We start from the raw sequence: 19,946 nt of genomic DNA on the forward strand, positions 1-19,946 counted from the left end.
GAGGAAATCGAAACGATTGTGGGAGCTATCGTTCGGTTTATGAAAATGATTTCATAGGGAGGATTAAATGCTGAAGTATTTTTCAGGCGCGAGCGCCATTGTCATCGCGTCATTGGCCGGGCTGGCGGCGGCACATGCCGAAACCAGAACAATCACATTCCTTTTTACCGATGATGACCAAGGCTATGTCCAACGGATGTCAGAACTCAGCAAGGAGTTCGAGGCCGCAAATCCTGGCGTGAAGGTGAACTTCATTTCTTCCGGCTACGATGCTGTCTCCAAGCAGTTGCCGGTGCAGTTGGCCGTTGGTGAAGGTCCGGATGTCGCCAAGATCACAGACTGGCAGCTCGCACCCTACTACCTCGATATGCGCCCCTACATGAAGGATCCTGAAGCCTACGCCAAATTGCATGGCGCGAGCCTGGATCAGCTTCGTCTGCCAAATATCAACGATCCCAAGTCTATCAATGGCTACGTGGCATCGCAGACCCTGAACTTGCCTTTCGTCAACAAGACGCTGTTCGAGCAGGCTGGCGAGCCGTTACCTGGCCCGACCGCAAAACTCAGCGAGATCGTTGAAGCCTCGGCGCGTGTGGCGAAGGCAACGGGCGTACAGATACCGTTTACCATGGACCGTTCCGGCCACCGTTTCTCCGGCGGTGCTTTTGCCTATGGTGCGAAATACGTAAGGGACGGCAAGTTCAGTTTTCCTGACGACGCTACGAAGAAATACATCGCCGATGTTTACTCCTGGACTCAAAACGGCAGCTTTCCCAAGGAAATGTGGGGTGCCGCTGGCGGATCACAATACAAGAGCATGGGGGACGAGTTCGTCAACGGCAATGCCGTGACCTATCTTGCGGGCAACTGGATGGTAAATCCGTTCCAGACCAAGATCGGTGACGCTTTTGAATGGACAGCCATCAATGCACCTTGTGGTGACGCAGGATGCTACGCCATGCCTGGCGCGACTGCCATTGTTGGCTTCAAACGCACCAAATACCCTGAAGATGTTGCTCATTTCATCGAGTTTCTCGGCTCTGAAAAAGTACAAAGGGAAATCGCCGAGAATTACGTGATCCTGACGGGCGCTGAGATCAGCAATCCGAACTACAAGCTGACGGGCGAGAGCGCCAAAGCGTCCATGCAGGTCTTTCTGGACAACAAGAAAAACGTGCCCCAGGGCGCACGCGAGTTCGAAAAGAAAAAGGGTGGATCGGCGGTTTACCAGCAGATCGTTCAACGCATGAGCCAGTTGATCGTGGGTGAATTGACGCTCGACCAGACTTATAAAGTTCTGGAAGATGACATAGCGAAGATTAACGAGGCCGTTGACGTCAAAAAGTAAGCGGCCACTCTGCTCCGGCTATCAAGCTAAGACGCATTTCCTTTTTGATCTTCCCGCAACGTGCTGTGGGAAGATTAGCCGATTGATGGGAGCGCCCTCACGTTTCGCAATGTTCGGGCCACCGGTCTTTTGCGTGTTTTGGCGTGGAATATTCCACGCCGAAACTCAAAATGAGCGACATGTTACGCCGTTATGAATAAAGGCCGTCTTGATGCCGGACATAAGCGGACATCGCCATCGTAGCGCTGTGTCGTCTTTGTTCCCATCGAATAAGGTTTAATGAGTGCTCTAACATATTAGATATTATTTAAGTAATAAAACTAGTATTACTAATATATAAGTATCTTATTTATCGTATATCAAAGTATAATATCCTTGTATTGTGTGATGACTTCCTCTAATTCATCATTTGAGTTTGGGGCGTTTTCGTTCTGCGCCTCGGTTCGGGAGAAATTTGGGAGGTGCGAATGCATAGAAAGTCTCTAAAGGCGCTTTTGGTCGGCTGCGGCGTTTTGTGTGCCGGCGTTGGCGGTGCCCAGGCGCAAACCATCAGTGTGTGGTCCAGGCAGACCGATGAATCGATCAGCGTCCTGAAGGCGCTCACCGATGCCTTTACGGCGGATACCGGTATCAAGGTCGATACGTTCAACACTGGTATCGATTTCGAGCAGCGCCTTGCGCGTGCCGCAGCTGGGCGTACTCTGCCGGATATTGTTTTGAACGATACGACGGCAATGGGGCAGATGAACCAGATGGGGATTTTGCGCGCCATTGATCAGTCCAAGATTGCAGGCAGTCAGGATGTGTCGCCCGCAGCTTGGGACGGCGCCAAGGCGAGTGACGGACAATTCTATTCTGTGCCGATTTCGGCTCAGTCCTTTGCCATGTTCATTCGCAAAGATTGGCGAGAGAAGTTGAACATGCCGCAGCCCAAGACGTGGGAAGACGTTCGGAAGCTTGCCGAAGCTTTCACCACGAAAGACCCAGATGGCAATGGCAAGGCTGATACGTTCGGCATGGCCATTCCCGGATCGACGACGCGAGGTTATGCGAGCTGGTACATGAGTAGCTTCATCTGGGAGGCAGGCGGTGACTACGTCAAGCAGGAGGCGGACGGCTTCGTTCCGACATTGAACACGCCGCAGGTGGCGGAAGCGCTGACCTATGTGCGTGGCATGATTTGCGACAAGTTTGCCCAGCCTGGTGCCATCAATGCGACGACAGGCGATACCCTGCCGACCTTCAGATCCGGGCAGACTGGCATCTTCGTCTCAGGCCCCTATCACATTCCGCAGCTTGATGCCGAGCCGGGCAAGGATGTCGTTGAGGTTGTTATGATGCCCGCGGGTCCTGGCGGCATCGCGTCTCTGGCAGAAGGCACGAGTGCCTACCTGCTGAAAAGCGTCAAGGACGAGGAAGCCGCCGACAAGTTTCTGGCGTTCCTGATTTCGCCGAAGGGCCAGGAAATCGCCATGGCGCAGGGTTCGGGTCGCACGCCGATCGTCCGCCTGCCGGTGAATACCAAGGTTGACGTCAATGCCATTCGCAACGATCCACGCTGGATGGTGTTCAAGGAAACCTTTGATAAATATGGGCGCTACATGCCAGCTGTTCCCAACTGGACCGCGGTTCGTACCCTGACGGGCGACGGCTTCAACCGCATTCTTGCCCAATGCGATGCGGATGTACCAGCCGAGCTGGAAGCACTGAACAAGCTGGTTGCAACGGAATTGAGCGGCCAGAACGCCCTTTCCGCATCTTATAAATAAGCAGCTTTCCCTGCGTCGCAGCAATCCTGGCGACGCAGGCAGACAAGCATTGTCCTTGAGGTGAACATGTCCGTCACGTCCCCATCGTCCGCTTCTGGACAGGCAACGAACACGTCCCAACCGACGCCCCGCGCCGTCAAATGGCGTCTCCGCACAGCACTGACGCCTTGGCTGTTCCTTGCGCCTGCATTGATTATTTTCACATGGTTCAAGTTCTATCCGATGATTTCGGGCTTCTCCATGTCGTTTTATGACGTGCAGTTTTATTCCGACAGCAAATGGGTCGGGCTGGATAATTTCTATCGCGCTTTCAGTGATCTTGCCCTGCGCAGCGCTGTCATTCACACAACGATCTACGTCATCGTAGGCACGCTTTCAGCCTGCGTCGTCGCCTTCTTCATGGCCTTGACGCTGGAAGGACCAGCCCGTCATCTCGGCATCATCCGCACAGCAGTCTTTTTGCCTGCCATCACCAGTGTTGCGATTATCGCTGAAATCTGGCGTATCCTGTTCAATTCTGCCGACTACGGCCTTATTAATTCCATATTGAGTTTCTTCGGGGTTGCCCCCCAGGGATTTCTCAGTGATCCGAACCAGGCTCTGTGGGTGCTCATCCTCATGAGTGCGTGGAAGAGCGCGCCGTATGACATGGTGATCTTCGTTGCCGGTCTCGTTGGCGTCAACCGCGAGCTATACGATGCGGCAAGCGTCGATGGTGCCAGCGCCTGGCGCAAACTGTGGCATGTGACGCTGCCCGGCATCATCCCTTCCATATCTGTCGTTCTGATGCTGTCCTTCATCCGTGGTTTCCGGGTGTTCGCCGAAGTTTATGCGACAACGGGCGGCGGTCCTGCTGGCTCCACCTCTACGATCATGACCCATATCTACAAGGTCGGGTTCGAAGAACTGAATTACGGATATGCGTCCGCCGTCTCCTTCCTGTTGCTGCTGTTCACCGTCGCGCTGACCGTGCTGCACATGAAGGTCAAATCCAAGCTTACAGCGTAAGAGGCGTTCGATGAAAACTTCTCATCTGCTCAATCTGGGCCGGTATGTCCTCTATGCCATCCTTGTCGTGATCTTCGTCGGTCCCTTCTGGGGTGCGCTCGTCACCGCTTTCAGCGGTGTCAGCCTCAAACCGGGTCAGTTGACGCTGATCCCGCAAAGCCCGACGCTGGAGAATTTCAGGATCGCGCTTTTCGACATGAAAGTGTGGCGTTACCTGATGAACTCGGTGATCGTTGTGATTGTCGGCACCGGATTGCAGGTCACGGTCAGTGCGCTGGCGGCCTATGCGCTCGCCCGCAAGAAATTCCGTGGTGCTGCCGTCGTCAGCCTGCTCATCCTGTGCACGTTGATGCTACCGGAAGAGGTCATTGCCATTCCGCTTTATCTGGTGATGCAGAAAGAAATCCCGATCATCAACGTGTCGATCTACAACACCTATCTGGCGATGATCCTGCCGGTGGTCGGCTGGGCGTTTTCGATTTTCATGCTGACCGAGTTCATGCGCGCCATTCCGCTCGAGCTGGAAGAGGCGGCCCGGATCGACGGTGCCAGTGAGTGGCAAATCTTTTTGCGGGTCATTCTGCCTCTGGTGCGCCCTGCGCTTGGCACCGTGCTCATCTTCGGCTTCATCATGATATGGGATCAGTATCTGTTGCCGCTTATCGTCGTCAACGACAAGGACCTGATGACGTTGCCGGTGGCACTGGGTTCCCTACGTGTAGATGACACGATCACGCCGAACATTCTGGTGGCGGCAACGCTCATCGCCATGGCCCCGAGCGTCATCGTCTACCTCCTGCTTCAGCGGCAATTCAACCGCGGCATCATGGCGGGCGCGGTCAAAGGCTAATCGCGCCACTTGCGCAGAAACAATCTTAAGAGGAATGAAATGGGTGCAGTTTCCCTGCGGGGTGTTTCCAAGTCGTTTGGTGCCGTGGATGTCATCAAGGATGTATCGGTCGACATAGCGGAGGGCGAGTTCTGCGTCCTTATCGGGCCAAGCGGTTCAGGCAAATCGACACTATTGCGGATTATCGCCGGGCTGGAAACAGCCAGCAGCGGAACGATCCATATTAGCGGGCGCGATGTCACGGACCTCGAACCCAAACAGCGCGATATCGCCATGGTGTTCCAGAGCTATGCGCTTTACCCGCAGATGACAGTGCGCGAAAATATGAGCTTTTCGCTGCGTCTGGCAAAACGTCCGAAGGAAGAGATCAAGCAGAAGATCGATCAGGTTGCCCAGATGCTCGACCTTGGAAAACTGCTGGACCGGTTGCCCAAGGAACTTTCCGGTGGTCAGCGACAGCGCGTTGCCATGGGACGCGCGATTGTGCGTAATCCGTCCGTATTCCTCTTCGACGAACCGCTTTCCAACCTGGATGCGAAGCTGCGCAGCCAGGTGCGAGGGGAAATTCGCGATCTGCATCATAAATGGAAGACCACATCCGTCTATGTCACGCACGACCAGGTGGAGGCCATGACCATGGGCGAGAAGATCGTCGTGCTGCGTGATGGCCAGGTCGAGCAGGTTGGAACGCCGCTACAGCTTTATGACCTGCCGGACAGTGTCTTCGTCGCAAGCTTCATCGGATCGCCAGCCATCAACATGATGAACGCCAAGATCAGCGGCGATGGCGAAGACCTGCTTCTTGGCAGCAACCAGACCCGATTGCCGGTGCCCGGCAACTATGGCGATATCGGCGGTCGGGACGTAGTGGTTGGCATCCGTCCGGAATATCTGGAGGTCGTGGCCCGTGACACCGTCAACGCGCTACCCGCCACCGTCCACGCGGTCGAGACGACTGGTTCGGATACCACGGTGATCTGCAATAGCCCGGTGGGCCAACTGCTTGTTTCATCCAAGAGCCGCAGCCCCTTGCATATGGGCGAAGACGTGGCTTTGAGCGTGGCAAATGGCAAAGCTTTGTTGTTCGACAGGCAGACAGAGCGTCGATTGGTGCCGTTAACCTAACGAAAACAAGTGTTTATGAAGCGGATTGGGACAGTATGACACTAGGCTCGCCTGTTTTTGTGGCGGAACGGATCGCCAGACCAGGTTGTACCATTGCGGAGACGCCCGTATGGGAGCCTGAGCACTCGCGGATCACCTGGATCGATTCACCGGGGTCTTCCTTGTACAGGATCACCTACCCGGATGCTCTTCTCGAGCGATTTGACCTGCCGATGCGCGTGGGAGCGATTGCCTCGACGATGGACGGTGATTTCATCGCCTCCACCGATCGTGGCTTCGCCAGGCTTTCCATCGTCGATGGCCAGGTGGAATTCGAGTTTGGTGCAGGGCCGTATCTTGGGGCAGGGTGGCGGATGAATGACGGCGCATGTGACCGGCAGGGACGGTTCTGGTCCGGCTCCATGGCGCCGGACACCTCGGCACCAGGCGCATTCGGCACGCTCTTCAGCATTGGCGCTCACAATGAGGTCGTTCAAAGAGGCGGGCGCTTCAGGTCACAGAATGGTTTGGCATGGAGCCCAGACAGCACGTCCATCTATGTGTCGGACTCCAATCCGCTCAATCCATATGTGCAGGTCTATGATTTCGATCCGGTCAGTGGAAACTTCGCCAACGGTCGACTGTTCGCAGACAAAGACACGCTCGGCGGACGGCCGGATGGTGCTGCGATCGATGTCGATGGTTGCTACTGGATTGCCGCAAGTGACAGTGGCCGCGTGCTGCGCATGACACCCAACGGTAAAATAGACGCGGAAATCCGCATAGATGTGCCAAACCCCACCAACATCTGTTTTATCGGCAGCGATCTGAAAACGGCATTCATTACTACGCTTCGGGCCGATGGCGTCGGTCCCGGGGGCGATGTCTATGTCGTGGATCTGCCATATCAGGGGCTGGCCGAACCGCGCTATCGAGCCGGCTAAAACAGCCCGATCATGAATTGCAATTGGAGAAGCTTACCATGTATCTCGGAACACAGATTCCTGCACGCAATGACGATGACTACCGGGTGATGAAACAGCTGGGTGTCAACAATATCTCGGCAACGCCGCCGGGTGACTGGCGCACATGGGATCGCCCGACCCTCGAAGCGTTTCGCGAGAAGGTCGAAGGGTTCGGCCTCACGCTCGACATGACGCAACTGCCGATGCCATCGACCCGTGTCGATCGTGACGATGTTCCCTGCAAGGACATCATGCTGGCCGGACCGGAGCGAGACAGCCAGATCGACGGCATCTGCCGTCTGATCGAGAACTGCGCGGCGGTGGGCATTCCATCCGTTCGCTACAATTTCAACTATATCGGCATTCCGCGCACGCCGATGGAGCCGGGCAGGGGCGGATACATGGCCGAAGCCTTCAGGCTTGATCTGGCCGATCCGAACGAACCAACACCGAAAGGTATCGGCTCTATCTACGAAGATACGATCTGGGAGCGGGTGGATTATTTCCTTGCCCGCGTCGTGCCGGTTGCTGAATCCGTCAATATCCGCCTTGCCTGCCATCCGCACGACCCCGCGACCCCGCCCGGCTTCATGGGCGTGACGCGCGTTTTGGGAACGGTCGAGGGAATGAAGCGCTTTGTTCAGATGCATGAAAGCCCCGTGCACGGGCTTAACTTCTGCATCGGAACGCTGGGCGAGATGGTCGAGGACGTATCGGAGGTGCCTGCCATAACGCGATGGTTCGGTGAGCGCGGGAAGATCATGAACATTCATTTCCGCAATATCGTCGGCAAGCGATACTCCTTCCGCGAAAGCTTCTTGGAGGATGGCGACATCGACATGCCAGCCGTCATCGATGCCCTGCGCGACACTGGGTACCAGTACATGGTCATGCCGGACCATGCCCCGACGCTATCGGGTGAAAACCAGCAGCAGGTCGCCTTTGCCTTTTGCTACGGCTACATCGCCGCACTGCTTCAAACCCGTTGCTGAACCGGACGGCCCGAAGATACGGGCCACTGTCATGAACTTCAAAGAAACCAGCAGGTCCTCCATGTCTGTCTCCCACGCTATTCGCATGTCACCCCAGGCCGATGACATTACCGGTCAACTGCAATCCCTGTTCGATACGCATGAGGGTGCGCTGCATGTCGTGCTGGAACCCGGTATCCATCACTGCGGGGGTCTGCGCTTGCGCTCCGACCTGACCATCGAAATATCCGAAGGCGCCGAACTGCATTTCATCCCCAACTACGATGCCTACGCGCAAACGACCGTGGCCATCGTTGCGGAAGAGAGCGACCGGGCAATGATGACGGCGGTGGGTGCCCGCAACATTTCGCTCATCGGCGGCGGGCGCATTTTCTGCGCAGGTTCGACGAAATATACCCATGGTGATGACGGCGAGATGGGCACTTTGGTGGCGTCTCGCTATCGCCCCCGTATTCTGGTTCTGGACGACTGCCGCGATATCCGTATCGAAGGGCTGCACATTGACGATTCACCCATGTGGACCATGCATTTTGCCGGCTGCGAGAACATCGAGGTCAAGGGTGTCGAGGTGGATAATGACCGGCGCATGCCCAATACGGACGGTATCGTCATTGATGGCTGCCGCAATGTCCGTATTTTTGATAGCACCTTCCGCACTGCCGATGATGGAATCGTACTGAAAACGACGCGTCGCGAAGACGGTTCGCTGACCGGCCCTTGCGAAAACGTCACCGTTCGCAACTGCATTGTGGAAAGCCGCTCCTGTGCGCTGAAACTCGGTACCGAAAGCTTTTCGCCCTTCCGCAACATCTCCTTCGAAGACGTTCGCATCGAAAAATCGAATCGCGGACTGGGCATCTTCTCGCGCGATGGCGGGGTGGTGGAAGGCATTCGCTTCGTGCGCATCACCGTCGATTGCCATGAAACGCCCGCCGGTTTCTGGGGCTCGGGCGAGGCGATCACCATCACCGTTCTCGACCGCCGCCCGGAGGAGTTTCCAGCCGGTGCCGTCAGCGATGTTCTGGTGGAGGATGTCAACGGCACGATGGAGGGCGCGATCAATATGGTTGCCGAACACCAAGGCGGCATTTCTGACATCACGTTGCGCCGGATTTCGCTGGAACAGCAGCCGGGTCCGCTGAAAACCGGCCTGTGCTACGACATTCGCCCCACCATCGAAGACCGCTTCGACCGCTTTCCTATCGGAGACAAGAGTGCGGGCCGTGTCAACGCATGGCGTTTCGGCCCGGATGGCAAGATCATCGGCTTGATCGACTATCCCAACGGCATTCCGGGTATTTTTGCCAAGGGTGTCTCTGGTCTCGTGACCGAGGACATCAAGATCACGCGGCCCGATCCATTACCGGAAAACTGGAACAGCGAGATCGTCGTGGTGACTGACGCAGCACGTTAATTTCAGGCAAACTGCTTTCTTGGAGAAACCAGCCTTGGTCTGCACCGCAATCGCATGCGCGACCGTGAGAATATAGGCGGCGAGCACTGCGGGATCGGCGTCGGGCGCTAGATCACCGTAGCGTTTTGACGTCTCGAAACGCTGCCGCAAGACGCCTTCGCCCTCGGCGCGCCACTGCTACGTAAGAAAATCAATGAGCCGAAAGTCAAGGCAGCGACATCGAGCGTGTCGCGTCCCTTTGCACGGCGCTAACAAGCTGAGAACCACCGCTGTTCGTGATTAGCGCTTTTCTCATGCGAGCAGTTTCGGCTAAGATGTTCGCATGTCGCAGATCATCGTCACGCCCGCCCGAAAAGAGAAGCTTGCTGATACCGTCTACGGGCAAATTCTGTTCGAGATTACGTCGGGCAAATTTACCGAAGGAGACAAGCTTCCGTCCGAAGCAGAGCTTTCTCTCGCTTTTGATGTATCCAGACCCGTTGTTCGGGAAGCCCTACTGCGGTTATCCACGGATGGTCTCATCCAATCGCGGCGGGGCATTGGCACGTTCATTTCGACGAAGCCGTCTACACGGCTGACCGAACTGGCCGACGCTGCCGATCTTTCGAGCTATGTGCGTTCTTTCGAGCCGAGAATCGTCATTGAAGTCGAGGCCGCACGGCTTGCGGCGATGCGACGTTCTCGCGGGCATCTTGAAGCCATTCGGCAGGCGATTGATGATCTGAACGAGGCGATTGTGCGGGGAGAATTGGGGCAGGCGCAAGATATCGCGTTTCACGATGCGGTCGCGATTGCCGCCGGTAACGAGTATTTTCCCGTATTGCTGAAGGACTTGCGCCGACCGGTGCAGGAGACCATGAACATCGGGCTCGAACTTGCAAGGGAGCGCGCACCGGCGCGGCGTCTGCGGGTCGTGGAGGAGCATACCAGAATCCTCAACGCGATTAGCGTCGAGGACAGCGATTCTGCTGCGAGTTATATGAAGTATCACTTGCTTCAGGCGCGTGCCGCTATACTCGATGCGCAACATCTTGAAGCAGGGCGCCCGACAGGCAAGAGGCCGACCCGCGGCGAATGACAGGGCGGCAGGATAGCCGCCCGTCTCATCGCTAATGTAAAATCTGGGCCAGGAATTCCCGGGCTCTTGCAGTTTTCGGATTGGCGAAGAACTCGTCCGGCTTACCGGTTTCGACAATCGTGCCGGCATCCATGAAGATGATACGATCAGCGACCTGACGCGCGAAGTGCATCTCGTGCGTCACGCAAATCATCGTTCCACCTTCTTTCGCAAGTTCGGCCATCGTATCGAGCACTTCGCGGACCATTTCTGGATCGAGCGCCGAGGTTGGTTCGTCAAACAGCATTAGTTCGGGGCTCATGGACAGCGCCCGTGCGATCGCGACACGCTGCTGCTGACCACCCGAAAGCTGCGATGGATATTTGGCAGCCTGCTCTGGAATTCGAACGCGTTCAAGGAAGCGCTGAGCGATCGTCCGTGCTTCTTCACGCGAGATGCCTTTGACCTTCATCGGTGCGATCATGCAATTTTCCAGAACGGTTAGGTGCGGGAAAAGATTGAAGTTCTGGAAGACCATGCCCGTGCGCCGACGCACCGCATCCACAGAGGGACGAGCAGCCGTTACGTCGATGCCGCAGACCCGTAGCGAGCCGGACTGGTACTGCTCCAGCGCGTTGAGGCAGCGGATCAGGGTCGATTTTCCTGATCCGGACGGACCGCATATGACGATCGTTTCACCGCGATTGACCGTCAGATCGATAGTCTTGAGAGCCTGGAAGGCTCCGAAGAATTTCGAAACCTGCTGTGCCTTCACGACCGCGCCATCGGCTTTTTCATTTGAATGATTTGCGCTCACAATCTTTTCCCCTTGGCCATCAGACGATCTTAGGGTCGAGTTCGCCAGAGGCGTAACGGCGAGCCATGTCCGCCAGCGGAATGACCTTGATCTTCCCGGCATGACCGGCTGTGCCGAAATCCTCCAGGCGCTGTTTGCAGAGCTTCGTAATGGCGTCCATGCCTGGTTTCATCATGTTTCGAATGTCGAATTCCTTGGGGTCTTCGTGCAGAACACGGCGGATCTGGCCGACCAGCGCCATTCGGTTATCGGTATCGATGTTGATCTTGCGGACGCCATGCTTGATGCCCCGCTGGATTTCCTCGATCGGAACACCCCAGGTTTGCTTTATGTCCGCCCCGTACCTGTTCATGATGTCTTGCAATTCTTGCGGAACGGAGGAGGAGCCGTGCATGACGAGGTGGGTTTCGGGCAGACGCCGGTGGATTTCCTCCAGCCGATCCATTGCCAGAACTTCGCCATCCGGCTTATGGCTGAATTTATAGGCGCCATGCGATGTGCCCATCGCGATGGCCAGTGCATCGACCTTGGTCGCCTTGACGAATTTTACGGCCTCGTCGGGATCGGTCAACATGCGTTCGTCGGTGCGCGACTGGAGTTTGCCCAAAACGCCGATCTCGCCTTCGACGGAGGCGCCCATATAATGCGCGACTTCGGACACGCGGGCGGTTACGCGGGCGTTGTAGTCATAGTCGGATGGCGTTTTGGCGTCTTCGAGCAGCGAACCATCCATCATCACCGACGTGAACTTGTGCTGAAGGGCCGTGGCGCAGGTCGCTTCGCTGTTGCCGTGGTCCTGATGAACAACCATCGGAATATCAGGGTAAATCTTTTCAAGGGCCGCAAAAAGGTGCTCGATCATGATGTCTCCCGCATAGGAGCGGGCCTTGGTGCCGACTTGAAGAATAACGGGTGCCTCAACGGCTTGGGCGGCATTCATGACTGCCAACATCTGTTCCATGCAGGTGACGCTGAAGGCTGGAACGCCATATTGGTGTTCAGCGGCGTGGTCGAGCAATTGTCTGAGCGTAATTCTGGGCATATTGGTTGCTTTCCTGTGAGGACGGGCCTGCAGCTGTCTGCAGACCCCGATGGAAGTCAGAAGCGTGGGACGTCAGCGTTGACGACGCCGAGCCATTGCTTCTGGGCAGCCTGAAGCTCGCCGCCGCTCCACAGCATCATGATCTCCGTGTTGAGCCATTGGTGGAGGTCATAGTCGCCACGGCGAACACCGATGCCCATGGGCGACTGGCGGACTGCGAATTTGCGGGCGAACTTGTCCGTCTGCGCATTGATCGCATTGGCGGCAGCAACGCCCGAGACGATCGCATCGACCTGGCCCGTAAAGAGTGCCTGGTTGGTGGAGGCATCGTCCTCGAAGCGTTGGATGTTCGTTCCCTGGACGGCCTTCTGGGTGATGATGGTGTCATTCGTGCTGGCGCGCGTCACGCCGACGCGTTTGCCGACCAAGGCTTCAAGGTTGTCGAGTTTGGACTCTGTCGGCGCGAGCACCATCTGCTCATCTACGTAGATCGCGTTGGTATACATGATCGTCTTGGCACGCTCTGCCGTTATGCCGAGCGAGGAGACGACGATATCGACTTTGCCGGTGGTCAGGTTGGGGATACGTGCCTGTGAAACCTGATCGACGATTTCGAGCGTCACGCCGAGATCGCGTGCGATGAGGTTTGCGACTGCCACGTCGAAGCCTGAAGGTTTCATGCTGGCGTCGGTCATTCCGTAAGGCGGCGTTGACAGCGAAATGCCGACGATGATCTTGCCGCGTTTGATGATCTCATCGAATGTATTTGTCGTCTGCTGTGCGAGCGCGACCGATGAAAGGCAAGCCGCGGCAACCACGCCGAGGACAGCTTTCCTAATGAATGCGAGCATCGTGTTCTCCTCCGTTACGATGTTATGATTGAAGGCGTTTCTCCAAGCTGCGGCTGATCAACGTCAGCGGAAAGCAGACAAGAAAATAGAAGGCGGCAGCAGTCATGTAGACCTCGAGCGGTTTGAACGTGGCATTGCTGACGATCTGCGCGGTGCGTGTCAGCTCGACGATGCCGACGACCGAAGCCAGCGATGTGTTCTTGATAAGCTGAACAAAGAAGCCGACCGTCGGCGGAATGGCGATCCTGACTGCCTGCGGAATGATGATGTAGATCATCGAATGGACGCGCCCTAGACCGAGCGCATGGGCACCTTCCCGCTGTCCCTTGGGGACGGACTGGATAGCACCGCGCCAGATGTCTCCAAGAAAAGCCGCTGCATAGAATGAGAAGGCCACCGCGATGGCCACGATCGGCTGAACGGAAATGCCGATATAGGTCGCACCGAAATAGGCGATGAAGAGTGTGACCAGCAGCGGCGTGCCCTGCACGACAAAAATGTAAAACTTTGCGAGCAGGCTGATGATGGGATTGGCGGACATGCGCATCAAGGCAATCACGGAGCCAGCAATCGAGCCCCCGACCAGCGCGATGAATGCCAGGCCGATTGTCCAGCCAAGTCCGGTCAGCATGAACTGTACGTGTGTGAGGCTGAATTGTTGAAACATCTTATCGCCCCAGAAACTTGAATGGAAACAGGATGTGTTCCAGAACGGTCATCACGCCCTTCAGCAACGCAACGAGGACCACATAGACAACCGCAATGACGAGATAGACTTCCATGTTTCGCAGCGTGATGCCCTGGATGTCGTTGCCGATGCCGGTCAACTCGGGAACGGAAATCGCAGAGACAACGCTGGATGACAGAAGAAGCAGAATGAACTGTGCCGCGAGTGACGGGAAAACCGCTGCAAGCGCTGGCTTGAAGATCACATGCTTGAAGATGGTCAGTGGTGACATGCCAAGAGCGCGCCCCGCCTCGATCTGTCCTTTGCTGATGCTCTGGATGCCAGCACGAATGACTTCGCTGCAATAGGCGCCGCCATAAATCGACATTGCCAGAATGGCCGCAATTGTCGGGTCGAGCCTGATGCCGAAGCTTGGCAGGCCGAAATAGATCAGGAAGACCTGCACGATAAACGGCGTGTTGCGGATCGCTTCCACATAGGCCACCGCAGGCAGCCGGATGAACCGGCTGCTGCTTAAGGAGACACTTGCCACAAGAACGGCAATCACGAGTGCAAATAGCATCGATATGACCGAAATCTGCGCGGTCAGCAGCATGCCTTTCAGCAGAAGGTCGCTGCGTAATAGCACCCCGGTAAAATCGAGATATCCCACGAGAAAGTCTCCAGATGATCGTCGTTCAGGCTAGGCGGCCGGTCTTTGCGAAGTCGGCGTAGAGTGGCGCGAAATCTTCGCCCGCTGGCGCCGCAACAACATCATTTTCCCAGTTGCGATTTTCACGCCACGGCGTCGCCATTGTGTCGGTAAGCGCATTCAGGTCGTCCATGATGCGGGGTGCCTGTTCCGCCAAGGCTTTTTCCATTGCTTCCATGTCCGGGAAGTTCGAGAAGGCCTTGGACCAGATGGCGCGACCGGCGAGATATCCACTTGCGCCCGCCCGGTAGGCGTAGGTCAAAAGCCGCAGGAAATCTTTGGGCGTGGAGCCTGCGCTCAAGAGAACCCACGGGCGGCCCAAGCCTTTCGCCATGTCATCGAAGCGCTTCTGGATCATCGCTGAACCGGGACCGTCAGGATCAGGCACATTGACCGTTTCCGTCGGCGGTTCGAGCTTGTAGACATCCACACCATCAGGATTCATGATGTCCTTATCTGCAAGTGAGCCGACCACCAGTTCGACCCGACGCGCGTTGAAAGCTTCCTGCGTCTCGTCTGGAAAGGGGTAGACGAGGAACTCAAGGATGAAGGGAATATCGTTCTCTCGGCAATCCTGTTTGACGCTGTTGAGATAGGCGAGTTGATGTTCCTTGACGTCGTCGCTCACATCGGCTCGAAACCAGAGGTTCACCTTGACACCGTCTCCGCCAAGCTTGCGGATGACGCCCGGGTTCCATCCGGGGATGTTCTCCGACTTGCGTCCCGTGTTTGTCACCTCCCACGTTGCCCATTCCGTCGCGACCAGCAGTCCCTTTCGCGCCGAAATGCCATCGACGGTAGCCGAATAGCCGAGCGGCGGATCAATCAACACTGCGGACGCCTTGGGCGCCAGATAGGTGCCAAGCAGTCGCTTCACTGCGGCGACATGGTGATAAGGTGCGCGGTCGACATTAAGGGCGGCCTTGATTGGGTTGACGATCGGTCCGGTCTGATCCATCGCAAGCATCTTGAAACGACCTGCATCATCTGCAAGTCGGCGTAGACCCCAAAGTTTGCCGGGGGTAATGTTCATCATGCACTCCTCTTGAGAAAATCTTCGACAGCTTTACGATCTGGAATGCTTTCCCAGCCGCTGCCCTTCGAGCATTTGAGCGCTGCCGTGGCGCTTGCAAATCGGGCCGCGTCTTCGACGCCTAGACCTTCAGCAACACCCAGTGTGTAGGCACCATGGAAGATGTCACCGGCACCATTGGTGTCGATCGCCTTGATCGAGAATGCCGGGATGTTACGAACACCCGACTCGTTCAGCCAAAAAAAACCGTGCTCCCCATCCGTGACCGCAACCACGCCCCGGCACATGTTTCGCGCGTGGCGCAGACCGGTCTCGATATCGTCGCTGTCTGAAAGCCGCCGCAGGCAGGCGGCGGAAAACACGACGTGATCGGGAAGATGTAAAAGCTTGTGGACAGCATCCATGTCACCGACATCAGCGTCTAGGACGCTGACGATGTTGCGTGTGCGGGCAGCTTCGAACATGGCAGCCGCACCTTCCCACCAGCTGTAGTCGGCAAGCACGCCCGTTACGCCATCAAGCTGGCTCAATGGCAACCATTCGGCCTCGTTGCCCAGGTTGCGACCTATAAAACCAAAGGCCATGCGGTCGCCATCAGCGGAGACCAGGATCGTGCCGATTGGGCTGACGCCGCCATCCACGCGCCGGACCGAACTTGTATCGACACCGACAGCTCTGAGGCGTGTCAAAATCTGGTCACCCGTTTCATCGTTGCCGAGGCGACCCCAATAAAGTGTCTCAGCGCCTAACAGAGCAGTCGTGCAGGCAGCGGTTGCTGCGATGCCGCCGCCGGTTTTGAGAACGTCAAGCGCTCTGATTTTGCTCGGCTGCGTCGGCAGCGTCGGCAGATAGACGATCGTGTCGAGAAAAGCGTTTCCCAGATGCACGATCCGCTGCTTGCTCAAACCCACCCCAGACCTCCCGATTGAAGACAGCAGGGAAGCGTCTCGCGTCTCAGCAAGCTTTAAATACCTCCCTTTGAAGACATCATAAAACAAGACGATATGTTGTCAATTAAATTTACATGTAAATGTAAAAATTCGCGTAACAAGCCGATAAGTGCGTGAAAATTGCTAGCCAAAAAAGACTGAATATATTTTTAAAACTCATGGTTTCAAATGTTTACGAAAATTTTGATATGCCGTAGGAGTTACGGATGCGCGTATCCTCATCCGTCAACTTGACATGTCGTTGTCAAATTTTACAAGTGTTCGATGCCAACAGTGACCAATAGTTTTTAATCGGCCCAGCGAGGCAAGGGCCGGTACTTCGCCAATTCCTGCCGGTCGGTTTTGAGCTCCGAAAAAGGGGCGATCTCCCGTTCTGAGGGGCCATTCAAAGGAGCATCCGCATGTCAGAAAATAGCATTCGCTGGGGACTGATCGGCGCATCGACAATTGCCCGGGAGCGGCTCGTCAATGCGATACGCTCCAATGGTTGTGACATCACCGCAGTCTGTTCGTCTGACCAAGGACGAGCAGATGCATTTGCGGATGATCTCGGCATACCCGGTCGCACCACGGATCTGGTCGAGCTTTTCGACCGCTGTGACGCCGTTTATGTTTCGAGCGTGAACAGGTTGCACCACGCACATGTGATTGCCGCTGCCGCTGCGGGAAAGCATATCCTGTGCGAAAAACCTCTGGCGACAAGCCTTGGTGAAGCGTCCGAGATGATCAATGCCTGCCGTCGGGCAGGCGTCATCCTGGGCGTCAATCATCATCTGCGTGGATCAACGGTCAACCGCGAAATGGCTGCTCTTGTTCGCAGTGGAGCTATTGGCCAGCCGCTTTTCGCACGGGTAGTCAATGCAGGTGTCTTGCCGGGTCATCTTCATCGGGGGCGATTAACGGATGATGGGGAGCGGAATCATCTTCGACAAGGCGACGCATGACATCGATGTTTTGCGATATCTGCTCGCGGAAACCCCATGCGAGGTGACGGCAATGACAAGTGATGTCTCGATGGGGTCGTCGTCGATTGCCCAGGCTGTGATGAGCATGATGCGCTTCGCATCCGGCCTTTTCGCGCAGACTTTCGATGCCTTCAACGTACCCGGTAGTGCGACGGAAGTCGTGATCAACGGCACCGAAGGCAGCCTTTATGCCAGCGACTGCCTATCGGGCCGACCGGCCGGTACGCTTAAACTGGTCACGTCAGCGGGCGAGAGACCTATCCAACTTCAGCATGTCGATCCTTACGGCGAGGTCATTCGCCAATTTCACTTGGCGATAACGACTGGCATCGATCCGCTCGCGACCGGAGAAGACGGGCGCATTGCCCTGTCTATCGCGATTGCCATGTCGACCGCTGCGCAATCACACTTGTTCATGCCCATCGAAACGTCGGTACTGAGATAGAGGTGGCCTTGCGCTTTGAGACCTCTGCTTCCAGACGTTTAATTCGCCGGTCGCGTTGTTCTTACAAGCTCAGTTCTCGCCGCATTGTTTCCAGCCGTTCCATAGCGATCACACCATCGGCAATGGTTGGGGCCGGGGTCTCTGCGCCGCCGAGAGCCGGAACGACATCTGCGAGAAGCGAATAATATCCCTTTGGGTCCTCGTTCGCCGCAGCTGTAAAGTTGGGCTTCCACGTCAGCGTATCGACGTTATCCGCAAGTGTTGCTGCTGGATCATCGATCTTGAACGGCGGGTTTCTATGCCAGCGGACCTCGATAACATCGTCAACTTCGATGCGCTGATGGTCGCCCATGATTTCAATACGCTCGACCGGCGTCCCTCGCGACTGGATCGTGCCCATGGCAATGTTGCCTATGGCACCACATTCGAATTCGAACCCGACGTGAAACAGAACGCGGCCCGGTGTCTTTTCGACCTTACGTGCCGAGATCGACCGTACAGGGGAAACCAAGAAGGAGACAAGGTCCATGTAGTGGACGCAATGATGCAGGAAGAAACCGGTGTAATCGACATTTCCGACGAAGTAGCCGGGTGCCGTCATGTAGTAGCCGGTAAGGCCCAGAACATCGCCGAACCGACCTGATTTCACAATATTGGCCGCGATCTTGTTGCCGACCGAGTAGCGCTTCATAAAACCCAGTAGGAGTGGTTTTTTGGCTTTTTCGGATGCCGCCAATAATTCGCGGGCGCCCGCTGCCGAGCCTGACGGGGGCTTCTCCATGAAGACGCTCAGACCGCGTTCAAGGGCCGCCTTTCCGAAAGCCAAATGCTGATCAGGGCCTACTGCCATGCCGACGGCATCGAGACCCGGCGTGCGGAGCAACGTCTCGACGTCGCTGGCCAATACCTGAACGCCAAACTGCCTGCCTGCATCAGCAAGTCTTTTGCCGTCGATATCGCAGAGTGCCGCAATCTGGACGTCATGGCGAAGAAGCTGGGGAAGAAGCATATGAGTCGCGTGGATGCCGCACCCAATCCAACCAATTTTCAGTGTCATCGGCGATATTCCGTCAGTGTGAGATGGGACTTGATGAAAGCGCTGGAGGCGCTGAGGCGATTGCTCTCATCCTCGTGCGGTGGACGCCACTGCGCGAAGGGAACGCCGAACCGATCGTCCGTTCGGCGAAAGGGTTCGAGGGATATAGGCCCCTTGTAACCGACCGCATGGAGGGCGCGGCAGACCGAGACCCAGTCGGTTGCGCCGGTGCCGGGAAAGCCGCGATGGTTCTCGTTTGCCTGGAAATGCACGATCCGGCTGCCACCCAGAAGAATGGCCTCGGCAATCGAGCTTTCTTCCATGTGCATGTGGAACGTATCGAGCATCAACTGGACCGCGGAATGATCGACAGTATCGAGCAGCTCGATGGCTTGCTGCGTCGTGCACAACACGTCGCTTTCGAAGCGGTTGAGGGGTTCGACAGCCAGCACGATGCCAGCGGCCCTGGCGTAATCGCCTGCCTCGCGCAGACCTGCGACGCATCGCGCCTTACGGGCAAGGCGTTCTTCTTCCGTTACGGGCTGGGGCGGGCGACCTGCAAAGACCAGAGGATTGCCGGTCAGTGGTCCACCAACGATGTTTGCACCGAGTGCCTCGGCACAATCCACCGTGTATTTCAGGTAATCGATGCCTGCGCGATGGGCATCGACGTCCGCCGATGACAGATTGCGCTGGAGGTTGACGCGAGCAGCAAGCACGACGCCAAGCCCGGAATCCTCAAGCGCCTTGCGCGCCTCTTTCATGTCGATCTCGCCGACTTCCGGTACCAGAAGCTCGACGAAATCATAGCCATGTTCACGCATGCGGCTAAAGAGCGGGAAGTGCTCTGCTATGAACGGTCTTGCATATTGCATGGAGATCAACCCGATCGGGTTCATGTGTCGGTCCTCTTTCCAGGCT

At 56.4% G+C, this 19,946-nt stretch carries 20 protein-coding genes; 11 read left to right on the forward strand and 9 right to left on the reverse strand.

Annotated elements, in window-relative coordinates:
- Positions 1-67 precede the first annotated feature (67 nt).
- The 9 genes from HRR99_RS20175 to HRR99_RS20215 all read left to right on the forward strand — a co-directional run bounded on the left by HRR99_RS20175 (position 68) and on the right by HRR99_RS20215 (position 10,528).
- Complete coding sequence (locus HRR99_RS20175; RefSeq protein ID WP_233124612.1) at positions 68-1,348, forward strand: ABC transporter substrate-binding protein; 1,281 nt, start codon at positions 68-70, stop codon at positions 1,346-1,348.
- 467 nt (positions 1,349-1,815) lie between these two features.
- A complete protein-coding gene (locus tag HRR99_RS20180) occupies positions 1,816-3,117 on the forward strand; it encodes an ABC transporter substrate-binding protein (protein WP_233124613.1) in 1,302 nt (433 codons plus the stop codon).
- Between the two features lie 66 nt (positions 3,118-3,183).
- Positions 3,184-4,125, forward strand: a complete 942-nt coding sequence (locus HRR99_RS20185) for a carbohydrate ABC transporter permease (protein WP_233124614.1) — start codon at positions 3,184-3,186, stop codon at positions 4,123-4,125.
- Between the two features lie 10 nt (positions 4,126-4,135).
- Positions 4,136-4,975, forward strand: coding sequence for a carbohydrate ABC transporter permease (locus HRR99_RS20190; RefSeq protein WP_233124615.1), 840 nt, complete (start codon positions 4,136-4,138; stop codon positions 4,973-4,975).
- Between the two features lie 39 nt (positions 4,976-5,014).
- Positions 5,015-6,100: an ABC transporter ATP-binding protein gene (locus tag HRR99_RS20195; protein WP_112500516.1), complete on the forward strand. Its 1,086-nt coding sequence runs from the start codon at positions 5,015-5,017 to the stop codon at positions 6,098-6,100.
- Positions 6,101-6,135: 35 nt separating this feature from the next.
- Positions 6,136-7,023: an SMP-30/gluconolactonase/LRE family protein gene (locus tag HRR99_RS20200; RefSeq protein ID WP_233124616.1), complete on the forward strand. Its 888-nt coding sequence runs from the start codon at positions 6,136-6,138 to the stop codon at positions 7,021-7,023.
- A gap of 38 nt (positions 7,024-7,061) precedes the next feature.
- Entirely contained in the window at positions 7,062-8,036 is a 975-nt protein-coding gene (locus HRR99_RS20205; RefSeq protein WP_233124617.1) for a mannonate dehydratase, read from the forward strand.
- A 31-nt stretch (positions 8,037-8,067) separates the two neighbouring features.
- The gene (gene pglB / locus HRR99_RS20210) at positions 8,068-9,450 is read left to right on the forward strand and encodes a polygalacturonase PglB (RefSeq protein WP_233124618.1); all 1,383 of its coding nucleotides are present in this window, start codon (positions 8,068-8,070) and stop codon (positions 9,448-9,450) included.
- A 322-nt stretch (positions 9,451-9,772) separates the two neighbouring features.
- Entirely contained in the window at positions 9,773-10,528 is a 756-nt protein-coding gene (locus tag HRR99_RS20215; RefSeq protein ID WP_233124619.1) for a FadR/GntR family transcriptional regulator, read from the forward strand.
- A gap of 31 nt (positions 10,529-10,559) precedes the next feature.
- Here HRR99_RS20215 and HRR99_RS20220 read toward each other — a convergent pair whose 3' ends face one another.
- The 7 genes from HRR99_RS20220 to HRR99_RS20250 are packed head-to-tail and all read right to left on the reverse strand — an operon-like array spanning position 10,560 to position 16,540.
- A complete protein-coding gene (locus HRR99_RS20220; RefSeq protein ID WP_233124620.1) occupies positions 10,560-11,324 on the reverse strand; it encodes an amino acid ABC transporter ATP-binding protein in 765 nt (254 codons plus the stop codon).
- A gap of 19 nt (positions 11,325-11,343) precedes the next feature.
- Positions 11,344-12,366: a class II fructose-bisphosphate aldolase gene (fba, locus tag HRR99_RS20225; RefSeq protein ID WP_233124621.1), complete on the reverse strand. Its 1,023-nt coding sequence runs from the start codon at positions 12,364-12,366 to the stop codon at positions 11,344-11,346.
- Between the two features lie 56 nt (positions 12,367-12,422).
- Positions 12,423-13,217 carry a transporter substrate-binding domain-containing protein gene (locus HRR99_RS20230; RefSeq protein WP_233124622.1) on the reverse strand — a complete coding sequence of 265 codons (795 nt, stop codon included), beginning with the start codon at positions 13,215-13,217 and terminating at the stop codon, positions 12,423-12,425.
- A gap of 22 nt (positions 13,218-13,239) precedes the next feature.
- A complete protein-coding gene (locus HRR99_RS20235) occupies positions 13,240-13,884 on the reverse strand; it encodes an amino acid ABC transporter permease (RefSeq protein WP_233124623.1) in 645 nt (214 codons plus the stop codon).
- Between the two features lies 1 nt (position 13,885).
- Entirely contained in the window at positions 13,886-14,557 is a 672-nt protein-coding gene (locus HRR99_RS20240) for an amino acid ABC transporter permease (RefSeq protein ID WP_233124624.1), read from the reverse strand.
- A 25-nt stretch (positions 14,558-14,582) separates the two neighbouring features.
- The gene (locus HRR99_RS20245) at positions 14,583-15,632 is read right to left on the reverse strand and encodes a tagatose 1,6-diphosphate aldolase (RefSeq protein WP_233124625.1); all 1,050 of its coding nucleotides are present in this window, start codon (positions 15,630-15,632) and stop codon (positions 14,583-14,585) included.
- Positions 15,629-16,540, reverse strand: a complete 912-nt coding sequence (locus HRR99_RS20250) for a PfkB family carbohydrate kinase (protein WP_233124626.1) — start codon at positions 16,538-16,540, stop codon at positions 15,629-15,631. Before HRR99_RS20250 ends, HRR99_RS20245 begins: the two co-directional genes overlap by 4 nt.
- 440 nt (positions 16,541-16,980) lie before the next feature.
- On the opposite strand from HRR99_RS20250, the gene HRR99_RS20255 reads away from it, so the two are divergent.
- Complete coding sequence (locus tag HRR99_RS20255) at positions 16,981-17,523, forward strand: Gfo/Idh/MocA family protein (protein WP_233124627.1); 543 nt, start codon at positions 16,981-16,983, stop codon at positions 17,521-17,523.
- Positions 17,486-17,989 carry a Gfo/Idh/MocA family protein gene (locus HRR99_RS20260; protein ID WP_233124986.1) on the forward strand — a complete coding sequence of 168 codons (504 nt, stop codon included), beginning with the start codon at positions 17,486-17,488 and terminating at the stop codon, positions 17,987-17,989. The genes HRR99_RS20255 and HRR99_RS20260 overlap by 38 nt, the downstream gene beginning before the upstream one ends.
- Positions 17,990-18,050: 61 nt before the next feature.
- Here the strand turns inward: HRR99_RS20260 and HRR99_RS20265 are convergent, their stop codons facing one another.
- The gene (locus HRR99_RS20265) at positions 18,051-19,046 is read right to left on the reverse strand and encodes a Gfo/Idh/MocA family protein (RefSeq protein WP_233124628.1); all 996 of its coding nucleotides are present in this window, start codon (positions 19,044-19,046) and stop codon (positions 18,051-18,053) included.
- The gene (locus tag HRR99_RS20270; protein WP_233124629.1) at positions 19,043-19,924 is read right to left on the reverse strand and encodes a sugar phosphate isomerase/epimerase family protein; all 882 of its coding nucleotides are present in this window, start codon (positions 19,922-19,924) and stop codon (positions 19,043-19,045) included. The genes HRR99_RS20265 and HRR99_RS20270 overlap by 4 nt, the downstream gene beginning before the upstream one ends.
- Positions 19,925-19,946: the final 22 nt, after the last annotated feature.

This window comes from Agrobacterium vaccinii, assembly GCF_021310995.1.
Lineage (GTDB): Bacteria > Pseudomonadota > Alphaproteobacteria > Rhizobiales > Rhizobiaceae > Agrobacterium > Agrobacterium vaccinii.